The 17,428-nt window shown below is 61.2% G+C and carries 18 protein-coding genes; 16 read left to right on the top strand and 2 right to left on the bottom strand.

Annotated features, from left to right (window positions below; translation table 11 throughout):
• Positions 1 to 16: 16 nt before the first annotated feature.
• The 12 genes from ispC to ACDA63_RS13030 all read left to right on the top strand — a co-directional run bounded on the left by ispC (position 17) and on the right by ACDA63_RS13030 (position 12,107).
• Positions 17 to 1,198, top strand: a complete 1,182-nt coding sequence (ispC, locus tag ACDA63_RS13085; RefSeq protein WP_373663700.1) for a 1-deoxy-D-xylulose-5-phosphate reductoisomerase — start codon at positions 17 to 19, stop codon at positions 1,196 to 1,198.
• A 4-nt stretch (positions 1,199 to 1,202) separates the two neighbouring features.
• A complete protein-coding gene (rseP, locus tag ACDA63_RS13080) occupies positions 1,203 to 2,567 on the top strand; it encodes an RIP metalloprotease RseP (RefSeq protein WP_373663699.1) in 1,365 nt (454 codons plus the stop codon).
• A 5-nt stretch (positions 2,568 to 2,572) separates the two neighbouring features.
• The gene (gene bamA, locus ACDA63_RS13075) at positions 2,573 to 4,876 is read left to right on the top strand and encodes an outer membrane protein assembly factor BamA (RefSeq protein ID WP_373663698.1); all 2,304 of its coding nucleotides are present in this window, start codon (positions 2,573 to 2,575) and stop codon (positions 4,874 to 4,876) included.
• A 37-nt stretch (positions 4,877 to 4,913) separates the two neighbouring features.
• Positions 4,914 to 5,396: an OmpH family outer membrane protein gene (locus ACDA63_RS13070; protein WP_373663784.1), complete on the top strand. Its 483-nt coding sequence runs from the start codon at positions 4,914 to 4,916 to the stop codon at positions 5,394 to 5,396.
• A gap of 5 nt (positions 5,397 to 5,401) precedes the next feature.
• Complete coding sequence (gene lpxD, locus ACDA63_RS13065; protein WP_373663697.1) at positions 5,402 to 6,448, top strand: UDP-3-O-(3-hydroxymyristoyl)glucosamine N-acyltransferase; 1,047 nt, start codon at positions 5,402 to 5,404, stop codon at positions 6,446 to 6,448.
• Positions 6,449 to 6,453: 5 nt separating this feature from the next.
• Positions 6,454 to 6,894: a 3-hydroxyacyl-ACP dehydratase FabZ gene (gene fabZ / locus ACDA63_RS13060; RefSeq protein ID WP_373663696.1), complete on the top strand. Its 441-nt coding sequence runs from the start codon at positions 6,454 to 6,456 to the stop codon at positions 6,892 to 6,894.
• Positions 6,891 to 7,661, top strand: a complete 771-nt coding sequence (gene lpxA / locus ACDA63_RS13055; RefSeq protein ID WP_373663695.1) for an acyl-ACP--UDP-N-acetylglucosamine O-acyltransferase — start codon at positions 6,891 to 6,893, stop codon at positions 7,659 to 7,661. The genes fabZ and lpxA overlap by 4 nt, the downstream gene beginning before the upstream one ends.
• A 35-nt stretch (positions 7,662 to 7,696) precedes the next feature.
• Positions 7,697 to 8,836, top strand: coding sequence for a lipid-A-disaccharide synthase (gene lpxB / locus ACDA63_RS13050; RefSeq protein ID WP_373663694.1), 1,140 nt, complete (start codon positions 7,697 to 7,699; stop codon positions 8,834 to 8,836).
• Position 8,837: 1 nt separating this feature from the next.
• Positions 8,838 to 9,428: a ribonuclease HII gene (gene rnhB / locus ACDA63_RS13045; protein ID WP_373663693.1), complete on the top strand. Its 591-nt coding sequence runs from the start codon at positions 8,838 to 8,840 to the stop codon at positions 9,426 to 9,428.
• Between the two features lie 4 nt (positions 9,429 to 9,432).
• Entirely contained in the window at positions 9,433 to 10,227 is a 795-nt protein-coding gene (locus ACDA63_RS13040; protein WP_373663692.1) for a TrmH family RNA methyltransferase, read from the top strand.
• Between the two features lie 76 nt (positions 10,228 to 10,303).
• On the top strand, positions 10,304 to 11,125 hold the full coding sequence (locus ACDA63_RS13035) for a formate/nitrite transporter family protein (protein WP_373663691.1): 822 nt from the start codon (positions 10,304 to 10,306) through the stop codon (positions 11,123 to 11,125).
• A 130-nt stretch (positions 11,126 to 11,255) separates the two neighbouring features.
• Complete coding sequence (locus ACDA63_RS13030) at positions 11,256 to 12,107, top strand: SPFH domain-containing protein (RefSeq protein WP_373663690.1); 852 nt, start codon at positions 11,256 to 11,258, stop codon at positions 12,105 to 12,107.
• A 69-nt stretch (positions 12,108 to 12,176) separates the two neighbouring features.
• Here the strand turns inward: ACDA63_RS13030 and smpB are convergent, their stop codons facing one another.
• Positions 12,177 to 12,665: an SsrA-binding protein SmpB gene (smpB, locus tag ACDA63_RS13025; protein ID WP_373663783.1), complete on the bottom strand. Its 489-nt coding sequence runs from the start codon at positions 12,663 to 12,665 to the stop codon at positions 12,177 to 12,179.
• Between the two features lie 100 nt (positions 12,666 to 12,765).
• Between smpB and ACDA63_RS13020 the strand changes: the two genes are divergently transcribed.
• Positions 12,766 to 13,206, top strand: a complete 441-nt coding sequence (locus tag ACDA63_RS13020) for a type II toxin-antitoxin system RatA family toxin (protein WP_373663689.1) — start codon at positions 12,766 to 12,768, stop codon at positions 13,204 to 13,206.
• On the top strand, positions 13,203 to 13,535 hold the full coding sequence (locus ACDA63_RS13015) for an RnfH family protein (protein WP_373663688.1): 333 nt from the start codon (positions 13,203 to 13,205) through the stop codon (positions 13,533 to 13,535). The genes ACDA63_RS13020 and ACDA63_RS13015 overlap by 4 nt, the downstream gene beginning before the upstream one ends.
• Before the next feature lie 23 nt (positions 13,536 to 13,558).
• Here ACDA63_RS13015 and ACDA63_RS13010 read toward each other — a convergent pair whose 3' ends face one another.
• On the bottom strand, positions 13,559 to 14,155 hold the full coding sequence (locus ACDA63_RS13010) for a DUF4124 domain-containing protein (protein WP_373663687.1): 597 nt from the start codon (positions 14,153 to 14,155) through the stop codon (positions 13,559 to 13,561).
• 11 nt (positions 14,156 to 14,166) lie between these two features.
• Between ACDA63_RS13010 and guaB the strand changes: the two genes are divergently transcribed.
• Together guaB and guaA are read left to right on the top strand one after the other, a co-directional pair.
• Positions 14,167 to 15,630 (top strand): IMP dehydrogenase, encoded by a 1,464-nt coding sequence (gene guaB, locus ACDA63_RS13005; protein ID WP_373663686.1) that lies wholly within the window; start codon positions 14,167 to 14,169, stop codon positions 15,628 to 15,630.
• 96 nt (positions 15,631 to 15,726) lie between these two features.
• Positions 15,727 to 17,310 carry a glutamine-hydrolyzing GMP synthase gene (guaA, locus tag ACDA63_RS13000; protein WP_373663685.1) on the top strand — a complete coding sequence of 528 codons (1,584 nt, stop codon included), beginning with the start codon at positions 15,727 to 15,729 and terminating at the stop codon, positions 17,308 to 17,310.
• Positions 17,311 to 17,428: the final 118 nt, after the last annotated feature.

The following is a 17,428-nucleotide window of genomic DNA, read 5'->3' as shown; positions in this document are numbered from 1 at the left end:
TTCAGCAGGTCACTCAATGAACAAGCAAGTCCTCAGCATCCTTGGCGCGACCGGATCGATCGGGCTGAGCACACTGGATGTCGTGGCGCGTCACCCCGAGCGATTCGAGGTCTTCGCGCTGACCGGGCATCGCCAGGTCGAAAAACTGGCCGAACTGTGCCGCCAGCATGCCCCCAGGATTGCCGTGGTGGCCGGTGCGTCGGAAGCACAGACCTTGCGCGAGCTGCTTGGTGCAGGCGCGCGCACGGAGGTTCTGCATGGTGCATCTGCGCTCGATATGGTTGCCAGCGCACCGGAGGTGACGACAGTGATGGCGGCGATTGTGGGGGCGGCGGGCCTGTCGTCTTCGCTCGCGGCCGCGCGTGCCGGCAAACGCCTGCTGCTGGCAAACAAGGAAGCACTGGTGATGGCGGGCGAGCTCTTCATCGATGCCGTGCGCGCCGCCGGTGCGACCCTGTTGCCGATCGATAGCGAGCACAATGCGATCTTCCAGTCGTTGCCGGCTGGCTTTGATTACGGGCTCAACCAGTGCGGCGTGCGACGCATTGTGCTGACCGCTTCGGGGGGGCCGTTTCGTACTGCAGCGGTTGACTCCTTGCACACCGTCACGCCGGATCAGGCTTGCGCGCACCCCAACTGGGTGATGGGCCGCAAGATCTCGGTCGATTCGGCCACGATGATGAACAAGGGGCTCGAGGTCATCGAAGCGCGCTGGCTGTTCGGCGTGCCGGGCGAGCGCATCGGCGTGCTCATTCATCCGGAAAGCGTCATCCATTCGATGGTCGAGTACGACGACGGCTCGGTGCTGGCGCAATTGGGCAATCCCGACATGCGAACTCCCATTGCCCATGCCTTGTCCTATCCGCAGCGCATTTCGGCGGGTGTCAGCCCGCTCAATCTTGCCAAGGTGGGGCGATTGACTTTCGAAGATCCAGACTTCCGACGTTTTCCGTGCCTGCAATTGGCCTATCAGGCTCTGCAGGCTGGCGGCACTGCGGCGGCGTCGCTCAACGCCGCCAATGAAGAGGCGGTCGCGGCGTTTCTCGGTGGAAAGCTCCGTTTTGATCGCATCGCCGGCACGGTTGGCGAAGTGCTCGAACAGGCCTCGCATGCCTCGGCTTCGTCGCTCGGGGATGTGCTGGACGCGGACGCGAGGGCGCGTCATGCTGCACGGGAATTGATCCGAGCGTACGCCTGACACCATGGGTCTCTTGCACTACATCTGGTACTTCCTCCTGGCGCTGGCGATTCTCATCGCCGTGCACGAGTACGGCCATTACCTTGCGGCGCGGCTGTGTGGCGTGAAGGTGCTGCGCTTTTCGCTCGGCTTTGGCCGCACCGTATTTTCGCGACGCGTCGGGCCGGACCAGACCGAATGGGCCGTCAGTCTCATCCCCTTGGGAGGCTACGTACGCATGCTCGACGAGTCGGAAGGAGACGTGCCCTTCGAAGATCGTCATCGTGCCTTCAATCGTCAGCCTGTCTGGAAACGCTGCATCATCGTGGTCGCCGGGCCCCTGGCGAACTTCATTCTCGCCATTGCTGTGTATTGGGGCATCTACATGACCGGCTCGCAGGAACTGGCGCCGGTGCTGGGGCCTGTGACGGTCGCTTCGCCAGCCGAGCGGGCCGGATTGATCGAAGGCGGGCGCATCACGCGTATCGACGGTGAGCCTGTGTCGTCATGGGCCGATGTGCGTTGGTTGGTGGTTGATCGTGGCATCGATCGGGAGCGAGTCGACATCGAATCCGTGTCGCCCAATGGCTCGACGCAGATCGGGCAGCTCGATCTTTCCGGCATCGTGATCGATGACCGTGCCAGCGATGCCATGACTCAGATCGGTCTGAGTCCGGCCATTCCTCCTATCGCCCCCGTGGTGGGAACCGTCGTTGCGGGTGGCGCGGGCGAGAAAGCCGGCTTGCGCGTCGGCGACCGCATTCTTGCGGTAGATGGGCAGTCGGTGGACGAATTCCGTCAGTTCGCGCAGATCGTCGCTGCGCATCCCGGCCAGGTTCTGTCTTTGCGCATCCAGCGTGGCGCTCAGACCCTCGATCTGCAAGCCACGCCCGAAGCCGTGGGCGATGGTGGTGCGCCGAAAGGGCGTCTGGGCGTGGGCGTGCGCGAAGACCGCGAAGCGCTCGCCAAGAGCTTCGTCACGGTGAGCTATCCACCGATCGAGGCGTTCTCGCGCGCGGTCGGTCAGACCTGGCACACCACCACGTTCAGCCTCAAGGTGATGTGGAAGATGCTCACCGGAGAGGTGTCCATCCGCAATGTCAGCGGTCCGGTGACGATTGCCGACTACGCGGGGCAGACCGCGCGCGCCGGGTTCGATGCATACGTACGCTTCCTTGCGCTCGTAAGCATCAGTCTGGGCGTGCTCAACCTCTTGCCTGTGCCGATCCTTGATGGCGGGCACTTACTGTATTATGTCGCCGAAGCAATCCGGGGGAAGCCTTTGTCCGAGCGGGTGATGGTGCTTGGGCAGAAGGCTGGTTTTGCCATTCTCGCTTCGCTCATGGCGCTTGCGTTTTTCAACGATCTGAACCGCCTGCTGTTCGGCTGACCTGAATGAAAATTAGATATCTCTCCGCAGCCATCGTATCGCTGTTTTCTCCCATCGCGTTCGCATTGACTCCCTTCGTCGTCAAGGATATCCGTGTCGAAGGCATCCAGCGTACCGAGGCCGGGACCGTATTCAACTATCTGCCCATCCGCATCGGCGACACCGTCAATGACGACAAGGTGTCGCAAGCGATCAAGTCGCTCTACGGTACGGGCTTCTTCCGCGACGTCCGCATCGAGTCCGACAAGGACGTGCTGGTCGTCATCGTGGAAGAGCGACCGGCCATCGCGCAGATCAGCTTTTCGGGCAACGACGAATTCAAGACCGACGACCTGCTCAAGGGCCTGAAGGAAGCGGGTATCTCCGAATCGCGCACCTTCGACCGTTCGCTGCTCGACAAGGCCGAGCAGGAAATCAAGCGCCTGTATCTCACCAAGAGCTACTACGGTGTCCGGATCAAGACCACCGTGTCGCCGCTCGAACGCAACCGGGTTGCGATCAACTTCGAGATCGACGAAGGTGAAGTCGCCAAGATCAAGGACGTGAAGATCATCGGCGCCACCAAGTTCAAGGAGAGCACGCTCCTCGATCTGATGACGCAGGAGACCACCGGGATGTGGTCGTGGTGGAACAAGAACGATCGCTACTCCAAGCCCAAGCTCCTCGGTGACCTGGAGGCGATCAAGTCCTACTACATGGACCGCGGCTACGTCGACTTCAACGTTGAGTCGACACAGGTTTCGATCACGCCCGATCGCAAGAACGTGTACATCACCATCGCCATCCACGAAGGTGAGCAATACAAAATTTCGACAGTCAAGCTGGCCGGCGACCTGATCGTTCCGGACGACGAGCTCAAGCCGCTGGTCAAGGTCAAGCCGGGCGACATCTTCTCGCGCGCGCAGATCAACGACACCAGTAAAGCGCTGACCGACCGCTTCGGCAACGATGGCTATGCGTTTGCCAACGTCAACGCGTCGCCGGACATCGACAAGGAAAATCGCGAAGTCGCGCTGACCTTCTTCGTCGATCCGGGTCGTCGCGCCTACGTCAACCGCATCAATATCGCAGGCAACAACAAGACGCGCGACGAAGTCATCCGCCGCGAACTGCGCCAGCCTGAAGGGGCTTGGTTCGATCGGGAAAGCGTGGAGCGTTCCAAGACGCGCCTGGACCGCACCGGCTTCTTCGATGAAGTGAATCTGCAGACCAAGGCGGTCGAAGGTACGACCGACCAGGTCGACCTCAATGTGAACGTCAAGGAACGTCCGACCGGCAACGTCACGCTTGGCGTCGGCTATTCGCAGGTCGACAAGGTCGTGCTGAGCGCGGGCATTGCACAGAACAATCTGTTCGGTACGGGCAACTCGCTTTCGTTGAACCTGAACACCGGCAAGACGAACAAGACGCTGGCGCTGTCCTACACGAATCCGTACTGGACGCCAGATGGCATCAGCCGCGGCTTCGATGCCTACCACCGCGAAGTGAACACCGATAGCGACACGATTTCGGTGGCGCGCTACAAATCGAAGTCCGACGGTGTTGGCGTGCGCTTTGGCGTGCCGGTGACCGAAGACGACACCATCAACTTCGGTGCCACGCTCGATCGCACGAATATCGAAACCTTCGATGATTCGCCGCAGCAATACGTCGACTTCGTGAATCAGTTCGGCAATGACACGACGACGCTGGCGCTGACCGCTGCATGGTCCCGCGACAAGCGCGACAGTCTTGTCTACCCGACGACCGGCCTGTACCAGCGCGTCGGCCTGGAACTTGCGACCCCGCCGCTGGAACAGCGTTACTACAAGGCGTCGTACCAGATCCAGAACTTCACACCGCTGAACCGCACCTTCACCCTGATGCTCAATGCCGACTTCGGCTATGCCAAGGGCTACGGCGGCAAGCCCCTGCCGTTCTACAAGAACTACTACGCGGGCGGTATCGGTTCGGTGCGTGGTTTTGACGACAGCTCACTCGGCCCCAAGGTCAAGAACCCGGACGGTAGCGATAGTGATGAGGCGCTGGGTGGTAATCGTCGGATCGTGACGAACGCGGAACTGCTGTTCCCGTTCCCCGGCATGAAGGAACAGGATCGCTCCGTGCGCTTGTCGGTATTCATCGACGGCGGCCAGGTATGGGGCGAGGATCAGAAGGTCAAACTGTCGGACATGCGCTGGAGTACGGGTGTCGCCCTGTCGTGGGCATCGCCGATCGGTCCGCTGAAATTCAGTATCGGCTATCCGATCAAGAAGGAAGAAGGCGACAAGTCGCAGCGCTTCCAGTTCCAGTTGGGCCAGATTTTCTAGGAGACACGCAGTGCGTAAAGGCATTCTCTGCGTAGTCCTGTCGTTGTGCGTGGCTGCTCCGGCCTTGGCGCAAGAGATACGTATCGGTTTCGTCAATGCCGATCGCATCATGCGCGAGTCGGCCCCCGCATTGCGGGCGCAGAAAAAGCTCGAGAAAGAATTCGAGCGCCGCGAACAGGACCTCAACCGCGTGGCCAAGCAACTGCAGGCCATGCAAGACAATCTCGACAAGAATTCGGTCTCGATGCCCGATGCGGACCGTCGCAACCGAGAGCGTGAATTCAACGATCTGAATCGCGAATTCCAGCGCCGCCAGCGCGAGTACCGCGAGGACCGCAACCAGCGCCAGAATGAAGAACTCGCAGGCGTGCTGGATCGTGCCAACAAGACGATTCGCCAAGTGGCCGAGGCCGAGAAATTCGACCTGATCGTGCAGGAAGCGGTGTATTTCAGCCCGCGTATCGATATCACCGACAAAGTGATCCGCGCGCTGGCCGACACGCCAACTAGCGGCAAGTGACATCCATGGCTGGCTCGCATTCCCTCTACGACATCGTTGAAGCGCTCGGCGGCGAATGCCGCGGTGATGGCGCGACACAGATCCGCCAGGTTGCGCCACTGGATCGCGCGGGCGAAGGCGAGATCGGTTTTGTCGCGCACGCCAAGTATCGCAAGTCTCTCGAGACGACCAAGGCGGCGGCCGTCATCGTTCCTCCGGCCCTGGCCGATGCATTCGATGGCGCGCGTATCGTCGCCGCCGATCCATACCTGTATTTCGCGCGCCTGGTGCAGTTTCTGAACCCTGTCGAGCGTCCTGCGGTGGGTATTCACCCGACAGCGGTGGTGCTGTGCGAAGTGCCGCCTTCTGCAAGTATCGGCCCGCTGGTATTCCTCGGCGATGGTTGCGTGATTGGCGATGACGTCATCATCGAAGCCGGTTGTGTCATCGAGGGCGATGTCACCATCGGTGCCGGCACGCATCTTCATCCACGCGTGACGATCTATCGCGACAGCATCGTCGGCCGCAATTGCGTCCTGCATGCCGGTGCGGTGATCGGTAGCGATGGTTTTGGCTTCGCGCGCCGCAAGGACGGCAGTTGGGAGAAGATTCCCCAGATCGGTCGGGCCATCCTGGGCGACGACGTCGAAGTCGGAGCGAATACCACCATCGATCGCGGTGCGCTGGACGATACAGTCATTGAACGGGGTGTGAAGCTGGACAATCTCATCCAGATCGCCCACAACTGTCGCGTAGGTGAGAACTCTGCCATGGCTGCCTTTGCCGGCATGGCGGGCAGTTCGTCCGTTGGTCGCCGGGTGATGGTCGGTGGGCAGGCGGGGATCATGGGGCACGTCAGCGTCGCCGACGACGTGGTAGTGTCCGCGCGCTCGTTCATCAGCAAGTCCGTGAGCGAGCGTGGTGTGTATACGTCGGCGATCCCGGCACAGAGTCACCATGACTGGATGCGCAATGCCGTCCACCTCAAGAATCTTGATGCGCTTGCCGAACGCGTGCGTACGCTCGAAAAGAAAATCAACGAATTGAATTCTGAATTGGAGAGTAAAGAGTGAGTTCCATGGATATCCAGCAGGTGATGCAATATCTGCCGCACCGCTACCCGTTCCTGCTGGTTGATCGCGTGCTTGAAATGACGGTCGGTGAGCGCATCGTTGCCATCAAGAATGTCACCATCAACGAGCCGTTCTTCGTCGGTCACTTCCCGCACGCGCCGGTCATGCCCGGCGTGCTGATCATCGAAGCCATGGCGCAGGCTGCCGCGATCCTGTCGTTCAAGACGGCCGGCCAGATTCCTGACGAAAACTCCGTGCTGTACTTTGCCGGCATCGACAAGGTGCGTTTCAAGCGCCCCGTGCTGCCGGGCGACACGCTCACCTTCGACATGAAGCTTGTGCGCCAGATCCGCAGCATCTGGAAGTACGAAGGCGTGGCTCGCGTGGGTGACGAACTCGCGGTCGAAGCCGAAATGATGTGCGCAATCAAGAGAAACGATGAATGATTCACGAGACTGCCATCGTTAGCCCCAAGGCGCGCATTGGCGCGGGTGTGCAGATCGGGCCGTACAGCATCATCGAAGAACACGTCGAGATCGGCGACGGTACCGTTGTCGGTCCGCACGTGGTGATCAAGGGGCACACGCGCATCGGGCGCGACAACCGCTTCTTCCAGTTCAGCTCGATCGGCGAGGTCCCTCAGGACAAGAAATACGCCGGAGAGCCGACGCGCCTGGAAATCGGCGACCGCAATACCTTTCATGAGTGCTGCACGGTCCACATCGGCACCGTGCAGGACAAGGGCGTGACCATCATCGGCGACGACAATTGGTTCATGGCCTACGTGCACATTGCGCACGACTGCATCGTCGGCAACAACACCATTTTTGCCAACAACGCTTCGCTGGCGGGGCACGCCAGCGTGGGCGACTGGGCGATCCTGGGCGGTTTCGCGGGCATGCACCAGTTCGGCCGCATTGGTGCGCACGCGTTTTGTGGCACCGGTTCGATCATGACGCAGGACGTGCCGCCGTATATCACGGTGTCTGGCACGCCGCCGGTCCCTCACGGCATCAATAGCGAAGGCCTCAAGCGCCGCGGCTTCTCGCCGGAGAGCATTGCCCAGATCAAGCGTGCCTACCGCGCGCTGTACCGCAGTGGCCTGTCGCTGGCAGAGGCACGTGAGCAGATCGCCGCCATGGCGATCGATACGCCCGAAATTGCTCCGCTGGCGGACTTCATCGCCGACAGCGGCCGCGGCATCGTACGCTGATCGCGCGTCTGCGCGCCAAACGGGGCAGGCAAGCCATGCGTATTGCAATGGTGGCGGGAGAAGCGTCTGGCGATTTGCTGGCGTCCCACCTCATTCATGCCCTGCGTACCCATCTTCCGGATGCTGAGTTCTTCGGTATCGGCGGGCCCAAGATGGAGTCGCAGGGTTTTTCTTCGTGGTGGCCGTCCGAAGCCTTGGCCGTCAATGGCTACGTGGACGTGCTGCGGCGTTTTCGGGAACTCTCCGGTATCCGTAACGGGCTGCTTCGCAGGCTCAAGGACGATCCGCCGGATTTGTTCATCGGCGTCGATGCGCCCGATTTCAATTTGTGGCTCGAAGAGAAGCTGCGCGACTCGGGCATCAAGACGATCCATTACGTCAGTCCTTCGATCTGGGCCTGGCGGGCGGGGCGGGTCAAGCGCATCAAGCGCTCGGCCGATCTGGTGCTTTGCCTCTTTCCGTTCGAACCAGAAATCTACGCGCGCAACGGTGTGCCCGCTGCCTACGTCGGACACCCGCTGGCGGATGTCTTCCCACTGGTGCCGGACCGCGCTGCCATGCGCGAACATCTGCAATTGCCCGTCGACGTGCCGGTCGTGGCGCTTCTGCCGGGTAGCCGGAATGGCGAAGTGAGCAAACTTGCCGACACATTCGTGCAGACGGCTCGCATCATTGCAGAACATCGGCCCGGTGTGCGTTTTCTCGTGCCGTTGGTGACGCGTTCCACGCGCACCTTGTTCGAAGAGGCTATCTTTCGCAACGAAGCGCGCGATCTGCCGGTGACACTGATGTTCGGCCATGCCGAACAGGCCATGGTGGCTGCCGACGTGGTACTCGTCGCCAGCGGTACTGCTACGCTCGAAACGGCGCTGCTCAAGCGCCCCATGGTCATCGCCTACAAGATGGCGCGGCTGACTTACTGGATTGCGAAGCGGCTGGTGCGCGCACCATATATCGGCTTGCCCAACGTGCTGGGCGGCGCGGCGCTCGTGCCTGAGTTCATACAGAACGCAGCGACGCCCGAAGCGCTGGCATCGGCGGTCGAGCATTGGCTGGACGACGCGCAAGCGTGCGACACGCTTGTCGAGCGCTTCACTGACATTCACCTGACGCTGCGCCAGAATCACGCCGATAAGGCAGCGCAGGCGGTGCTGCAACTCTTGGGACGTGCCTGACATGGATATTCGGTTGATCTGTGGCGTCGATGAAGCCGGGCGCGGGCCGCTGTGCGGCCCGGTCGTGGCTGCCGCGGTCATCCTCCATCCGGGCCGGCCGATTGCGGGGCTGGCTGACTCCAAGACGCTTACCGAAAAAAAGCGCGATACGCTGGCCGCGCTCATCCGGCAGCATGCGGTTGCCTGGGCCATTGCCGAGGCGAGCGTGGAAGAAATCGATACGCTCAACATCCTGCACGCGACGATGTTGGCCATGACGCGTGCGGTGGCCGGCCTGGCGACCGCGCCGCATGAAGTCCTCATCGATGGCAATCGCGTGCCGGGCGGCCTGACGGTGCCTGCCCGCGCGATCGTGCAGGGTGACGCAACCGAAGCCTCGATTTCGGCAGCGTCGATCCTTGCCAAGACGCATCGAGACGCGCTCCTGCACCGGCTCGACGACCAATACCCGGGCTATGGTTTCCGCCAGCACAAGGGTTATCCGACGCCAGAACACCTGCGGGCCCTGATCGAACTCGGACCGACGCCCGCCCATCGCACCAGCTTTGGTCCGGTGCGTGAAGCCGTGGCGCAAGGCCGCCTGTTCGGGTAGCGCCATGAAGCAGATCGCTTCGCGAGACAACGCCACATTCAAACACCTTCGGGCACTATCGGAAGACGCACGCGCGCGCCGCGAATCCGGTACCACGCTGTTGGACGGCGCACATCTCGTTGGCGTTGCGATAGAGCGGGGCGCGCATTTGAGGCGTATCGCGGTCACGGCCAGGAGTCTCGACAATCCGGAGGTCTTCAATCTGCTGTCCTTGGCCGATCCAACATGCGAGCGGCTGGAGCTGAGCGACAGTCTGCTTCACATCCTCAGCCCGGTCGATGCTGCCAATGGCATCGTTGCAGAGGTCGAGATCCCGCCTCCGCGCGGAGACGCCGAAGAGGGAGACATCCTGGTCCTGGCCGGTGTGCAGGACGCCGGCAATCTGGGCACCCTGTTGCGCACCGCCGCTGCCGCCGGCATTGTGCGTGCGTGGCTGTCGCCCGATTGTGCTCAGGTCTGGTCGCCCAAAGTGTTGCGCGCCGGAATGGGCGCGCATTTTTATCTCGACATCGCAGATCGAGTGGAAATTTCTGATCGGCTTTGTGAATTTTCGGGTCAGATAGTTGCCACGGCGTTGGCCGATCGAGCGCAGTCGATCTATGCGCTCGATCTGTCAAAACCAACGGCGTGGATCTTCGGCTCCGAAGGGCAGGGTGTGCCAAAACCCCTGCTGGAGCGGGCTGACGCGCTGGCACTCATTCCGATGCCAGGAGGCATGGAGTCGCTCAATGTTGCCGCGGCCGCCGCGGTCTGTCTTTTCGAGCAGGTTCGACAACGCGGACTGCATAGCTGCAGCTAATTTGCATTGACATGGCGCAGCCGGGCGAGTGAGGCACTATCCTACACTCCTGCGGTTAACCCGGAGGCCCCCTGCCATGGAAAGACCTACAGTCGAAAAAGCCGCTCAAAGCGGCGCCTATAAGATCAGTCTGCTTGAAACCGACCCCGCCCGCTACTGTCTGCGCGCCGTACTGGCGGGGATGTACCTTAGCCTCATTTGCCTGTTGTTCTGGGCGATCAGCTACGGCATGCGCGATGTGTCCTTCGGCAAGGTCATCGCCTCGGGTTTCTTTGGCGTTGGCCTGACAGTCATTGTGCTGACCAATTCCGAACTCTTCACCAGCAATAACATGTACATGGCGCTGTCGTCCGCCGAGCAGCGCACCAGTTGGACGCAGACCGTCCAGGTGTGGGTGGTCTGCTATCTCGGCAATCTGGTTGGCGCCATCATCTTTGGCCTGCTGCTCTTCGGCGCACACATCCTGCAGGAGTTGCCCGCCGATCATGCCATCTTCGCGGGCGCCGAGCACAAGGTGCACCAGACGGCCACCGCCATATTCTTCAAGGGGATTCTCGCCAATTGGGTTGTGTGCCTGGCTATCTGGGTGTCGCTGCGCGTCAAGGAAGAGATCGCCAAGATTCTCTCGATCCTGCTGATCGTGTTCATCTTCCTCTACCTCGGCTTTGAGCACTCGATCGCCAACATGGGCACCTTTACGATGGTGCTGCTGGCAAACGGGCCGTTGGCCATCGGCGACGCGCTGCACAATCTGATCTTCTCGACGACGGGCAACATCGTCGGCGGCGCATTCGTCGGACTGGTCTATCGCTACCTGAGTCCAATGGCTGCCGAGTCTGCGGTGGCCGAGCAGATCGGAGCCGCGACCGAGCAGAAAAAGGCGTCTTCCAGCGCCTGATCAATCCGTGTGGGCGCAAGGCGGCGCTCCATGCAATGTGAGACGATAGCGCGCTCGCACCGCGACACGCGGTGCGAGCCGTCATCACAATCTCGGCACCTTCAGGGCTGCCGCTTCGCTGGAGACAGACATGGAAGGTTTGATCGTCGCCATTGCGTTCCTGGTTTTCGTGGTCGTCACGATTGCCAAGGGCATCCGCATCGTCCCGCAGGGCGAGGAGTGGATCGTCGAACGCCTCGGGCGCTACCTGCGGACTCTCAATCCGGGCCTGTCGGTCCTGATTCCCTACCTGGATGCGGTGACCTACAAGGTGATCACCAAGGACATCATCCTTGACGTCCAGGAGCAAGAGGTCATCACGCGCGACAATGCGGTGATCCTCACCAATGCCATCGCTTTCATCAAGGTGACCGACCCCGTCAAGGCGGTCTACGGCGTGACCAATTTTTCCGAAGCCATCCGCAATCTCGTCATGACGACGCTGCGCTCGATCGTGGGCGAGATGGAACTGGACGAGGCACTTTCTTCGCGCGACAAGATCAAGGCACGCCTGCGCGAGAGCATTTCGGACGAAGCGCTCGACTGGGGTATAAGCATCAAGACGGTCGAAATCCAGGACATCAAGCCGTCCGAATCGATGCAACGCGCAATGGAAATGCAGGCCGCGGCCGAGCGCGAGCGCAAGGCACTGGTCACGCGTGCAGAAGGCGACAAGCAGTCGGCCATCCTGCAGGCGGAAGCCCGTCTGGAAGCCGCCAAGCGCGACGCCAACGCACAGGTGATGATGGCGACGGCATCGGCCGAAGCAATTTCGCGCGTGAAGGATGCCATCGGCGAATCGACGGCTCCGGTCATGTACCTGCTTGGTCAGCACTACATCCAGGCGCTCGAGACGATGAGCACTTCCGATAACAGCAAGCTGGTATTGCTGCCGGGCGACCTCACCGAAGCCATCAAGCGCGTGACCGGCATGCGCGGGTAGGCGCTTTAGTCCTCGCACCAACAAAAAGGCGCCGCAAGGCGCCTTTTGCTTTTTTGCGCTGGCCGTTGATTATTTGCCGACCTTGTCGCGCATGAGACGGCCCTTTTCACGCTCCCAGTCGCGTTTCTTTTCGGTGTCGCGCTTGTCATAGAGCTTCTTGCCCTTGGCAAGACCGATTTCGGCCTTGATGCGGCCGCGCGTGTAGTGCAGGTCGAGCGGGACCAGCGTAAAGCCGGCGCGTTCGCTCTTGCCGATCAGCGTGTTGATTTCCGCTTCATTCAACAGCAGCTTGCGCGTGCGGGTGGGGTCGGCATGCACGTGGGTGGAAGCCGAGGTCAGCGGGCTGATGTGCATGCCGATGATGAATATCTCACCGTTGCGCACCATCACGTAGGCTTCCTTGATGTTGGCGCGGCCCGCGCGGATGGCCTTGACCTCCCATCCTTCGAGTACGAGTCCGGCCTCGAAGCGCTCTTCGATGAAGTACTCGTGGAATGCCTTGCGATTGTCGATGATGCTCATTGAGTGTGTCGTCGTATCCGTTGCTTGGTCGTCCAGCCGGCGATGCGCACGCCGCGGCACAGTTGGCGGGATGGCGGCCGCCGATCGGCTAAAATCGCCATTTTAACAGCGCCGCCTCGTGCGGCTGTCCGCCAGGATGTCTGAAGTCAAAAAGGTCGTGTTGATAGAGCGTACGCCAGCGCAGATGTTCGCACTCGTCGACAATTGCGAGGACTACCCGCGCTTTCTCCCGTGGTGCAGCAGCACCCAGGTTTCCGAGCGTACCGACACCAAGACCGTTGCGACGCTGCACATCAATTACCACGGCATCAAATCGCAGTTCACGACTGAGAATGCCAAGGTATTTCCTTCGCTGATGCATCTTCGGCTGAAAGAAGGACCTTTCCGGCAGCTCGAAGGTGAGTGGCGCTTCATTCCCCTGGGCGATCATGCCTGCAAGATCGAATTCAGCCTGCAGTATGAATTCTCGAACAAACTGCTCGAAAAAGTCGTTGGACCGGTTTTCAACATGATCGCCAACACCTTCGTTGACGCATTCGTCAAACGTGCCGAGCAGGTCTATGGAGCCGCGCAATGACCGAGTCCATCGACGTGCAGGTCTGCTATGCCTTGCCCGACCGACAGGAGCTCGTATCGCTTTCTCTGCCGCAGGACTGCACGGTGCAGCAGGCCATTGATGCCTCGGGGCTGTTGCAGAAGTACCCGGGCATCGACCTGGACGGCGCCAACAAGGTCGGCGTGTTCGGCAAGCTGGTGAGTCCGGGGAGCGCGCTACGAGCGGGCGATCGTGTCGAGATCTATCGCCCGCTGGTTGCCGATCCCAAAGAAGTCCGCCGACGGCGCGCCGCCGAAGGCAAAGCGCTCAAGAAAGGGGCGCCCGATCTGCCCAGGGCAGAGCAAGAGTAGGGGCGGCCTCTCCGACTGGTCGATCAGCCTGCGCAATCGTGATCGATCTGGGAACGCAGGCGTTGGCTTTCGGTCTTGCGCTGGGCATCGTCGAAAACCTCCATCTCGCCCTTTGCATTGGTGCGTCCGATGCGGGCGCCGGAATCTACCGCCGTAAGCTGTCGGCGTAGCTCATTGCATTGCGCGGTTTTCTCCTGCTGCTTGGCGTTCGCCTCTTGCTGTTTGGCGGCCTTCTCGGCCGATTCGGCCTGGCGCTGGCGGAATTCCTGATCTTTTTCCTGCCATGTCTTCGGGCCATTGGCTTTCGGCGCAGAAGCGCCGGCGGCATTCGCGGCAGCGGGTGCGGGAACGCTATTCGCACGGGTAGTGCCGGCCGGACGGGCATCGACCCCCGGAGGAGGCTGGTCACCGTAGTAGGTGCGCCCGTTGGCGTCCTTCCACGTATAGATCTGCGCCTGTGCGCACATGGCGAACGCCAGCAGCGCGATCGTCGCGGCCGGTTTCACGAATCTGAACATTGACCTTATTCCCCTTATGGCTATTGCCGGCAAACCGTAACTGGAAACAAATGGATTTTGCGTGCCCCAGTCAAGGTCCGTATAATATTGATTTGCCGGCAAGGATTATAAACATGCGGTTGATCCAGAAGGCGCTGACGTTCGATGACGTCCTGCTCGTTCCCGCCCACTCCGACGTACTCCCTCGCGATGTCAGTCTGGCCACCCAACTGACGCGCAATATCCAGCTGAATATCCCCCTCGTGTCCTCCGCCATGGACACGGTTACCGAATCCCGTCTCGCCATCGCCCTCGCTCAGGAAGGCGGCATCGGCATCATCCACAAGAACGTCCCGCCCGCTGAACAGGCGCTCGAAGTTGCCAAGGTCAAGCGTTTCGAATCCGGCGTGCTGCGTGACCCGATCACCGTTCCGCCCACCATGACGGTGCGCGAACTCCTGGCGCTGACGCGTTCCCACAAGATTTCCGGTGTGCCAGTCGTCGAAGGCAAGCGCGTAGTGGGGATCATCACCAACCGCGACACGCGTTTCGAAAGCAATCTCGACCAGCCGGTGTCCAACGTGATGACGCCGCGCGATCGCCTCGTCACCGTCAAGGAAGGCACCTCGCTCGACGACGCCAAGGCGTTGATGCATCGCCACCGCCTCGAGCGCGTGCTGGTGCTCAAGGAGTCCGGCGAGCTCTACGGCCTCATCACCGTCAAGGACATCCAAAAGTCCACCGAACACCCGCTGGCCTGCAAGGACGGCCACGGCCGCCTGCGCGTCGGCGCTGCAGTCGGCGTTGGCGCCGGCACCGAAGAGCGTTGCGAACGCTTGGCCGATGCTGGCGTCGATGTGATCGTCGTGGATACCGCGCATGGTCACTCCAAGGGCGTGATTGATCGCGTCAATTGGGTCAAGAAGCATTTTCCGCAAATCGACGTCGTCGGCGGCAACATTGCGACGGGCGACGCTGCCCGGGCGCTGGTCGACGCGGGTGCGGACGCAGTCAAGGTCGGTATCGGCCCAGGCTCGATCTGCACGACCCGCATCGTGGCAGGTGTCGGCGTGCCGCAGATCACCGCGGTCGACGGTGTTGCCGAGGCCATGGCCAAGGCCGGCGGTGTACCGCTCATCGCCGACGGCGGCATCCGTTACTCCGGCGACATTGCCAAGGCCATCGCGGCCGGTGCCTACAGCGTGATGCTGGGTGGTCTGTTCGCCGGTACGGAAGAGTCCCCGGGTGAAACCGTGCTGTTCCAGGGCCGTTCGTACAAGGCCTACCGTGGCATGGGTTCGCTGGGCGCCATGCAGCAGGGTTCGGCCGATCGTTACTTCCAGGAAACCGACGCCAACGTCGACAAACTCGTGCCTGAAGGCATCGAAGGCCGCGTGCCGTACAAGGGCGTGGTGGCCGCAGTGATCCATCAGCTCATGGGTGGTCTTCGCGCTTCGATGGGTTATGTCGGTTGCCATACCATCGACGACATGCGCACCAAGGCGCAATTCGTCGAGATCACTTCGGCGGGCATGCGCGAATCCCACGTCCACGACGTGCAGATCACGCGCGAAGCGCCGAACTACCGCGTCGAGTAATGCGGTAGGACAAGCAGTTCCCGCAGCGGCCCGGCAAGGGCCGCTGTGTTTTTTCAGTGCCGGGCTTGCCATTACGCTCAACTACCAGTCACGACAATGCACGACAAAATCCTCATCCTCGATTTCGGCTCACAAGTCACCCAACTGATCGCACGCCGTGTGCGTGAAGCTCACGTCTTCTGCGAAATCCACCCGGCCGACGTCAGCGACGAATTCGTGCGCAACTACGGCGCCAAAGGCGTGATTCTCTCCGGCAGCCACATGTCGGCTTACGAGGAGTCCACCGATCGCGCACCGCAGGCCGTGTTTGAACTGGGGGTGCCGGTGCTGGGCATCTGTTACGGCATGCAGACGATGGCGCAGCAACTGGGCGGCAAGGTCGAAGCCGGTACCGTGCGTGAATTCGGCTACGCCGAAATGCGTGCTCACGGCCACACCAAGCTGCTCGATGGCATCGAAGACTTCCGCAACGCCGAAGGTCATGGCCTGCTCAAGGTCTGGATGAGCCACGGCGACAAGGTCGCCGAAATGCCGCCGGGATTCTCGTTGATGGCATCCACGCCGAGCTGCCCGATCGCCGGCATGGCAGATGAGACGCGTCGTTTCTATGGCGTGCAATTCCATCCGGAAGTCACGCATACGCTGCGCGGCGCAGAACTCCTGCAGCGCTTCGTGCGCGACATCTGCGGCTGCGGCGCTGACTGGGTCATGGGCGACTACATCGCCGAAGCTGTCGCGCACATCCGCGAGCAAGTGGGCGATGAAGAAGTCATTCTCGGTTTGTCGGGCGGTGTCGACTCATCCGTGGCCGCCGCGCTGATTCACCGCGCCATTGGCGACCAACTCACCTGCGTGTTCGTTGATCACGGCTTGCTGCGCCTGAACGAGGCCGACCTCGTCATGGACATGTTTGCCCGTAACATGGGTGTAAAGGTCATCCACGTCGACGCCACCGCGCAGTTCATGGGCAAGCTCGAAGGCGTGACCGACCCCGAGGCCAAGCGCAAGATCATCGGCCGTGAGTTCGTCGAAGTCTTCCAGGCTGAATCGGGCAAGCTCTCACGAGCCAAGTGGCTTGCGCAAGGCACCATCTATCCGGACGTCATCGAATCCGCCGGCGCCAAGAGCAAGAAGGCCACCACCATCAAGAGCCACCACAACGTCGGTGGCCTGCCGGATACGCTGCACCTCAAGCTGCTCGAACCGCTGCGCGAACTCTTCAAGGACGAAGTCCGCGAACTCGGCGTGGCATTGGGTCTGCCCCACGAGATGGTCTATCGCCACCCGTTCCCCGGCCCCGGCCTGGGCGTGCGTATCCTTGGCGAAGTGAAGAAAGATTATGCCGACCTGCTGCGCCGCGCCGATGCGATCTTCATCGAAGAGCTGCGCAAGACGGTTGATGAGATTTCCGGCAAGACCTGGTACGACCTCACCAGCCAAGCCTTCGCCGTGTTCCTGCCGGTCAAGAGCGTTGGCGTGATGGGCGACGGCCGTACCTACGAATACGTCGTTGCACTACGCGCCGTGCAGACGCAGGACTTCATGACCGCCCACTGGGCGCATCTGCCGTACGAGCTGCTGGGCCGCGTCTCCAACCGCATCATCAACGAAGTGCGCGGCATCAATCGCGTCGTCTACGACGTCTCCGGCAAGCCGCCCGCGACAATCGAGTGGGAGTGATCCCGTCTCCCACGGCCAACGGAATCAGTTACCGAAAAAAAGGTTCTTCGAAGAATTCCGGGGCTGAATTGGCACATTCCGTATCCTATTGGCCGTGAAAGGCGATTGGGGAATGGGA

The organism is Uliginosibacterium sp. sgz301328 (assembly GCF_041807905.1).
Taxonomy (GTDB): Bacteria; Pseudomonadota; Gammaproteobacteria; order Burkholderiales; family Rhodocyclaceae; genus JBGVSA01.
This window is presented reverse-complemented; position numbering and strand designations above follow the sequence as displayed.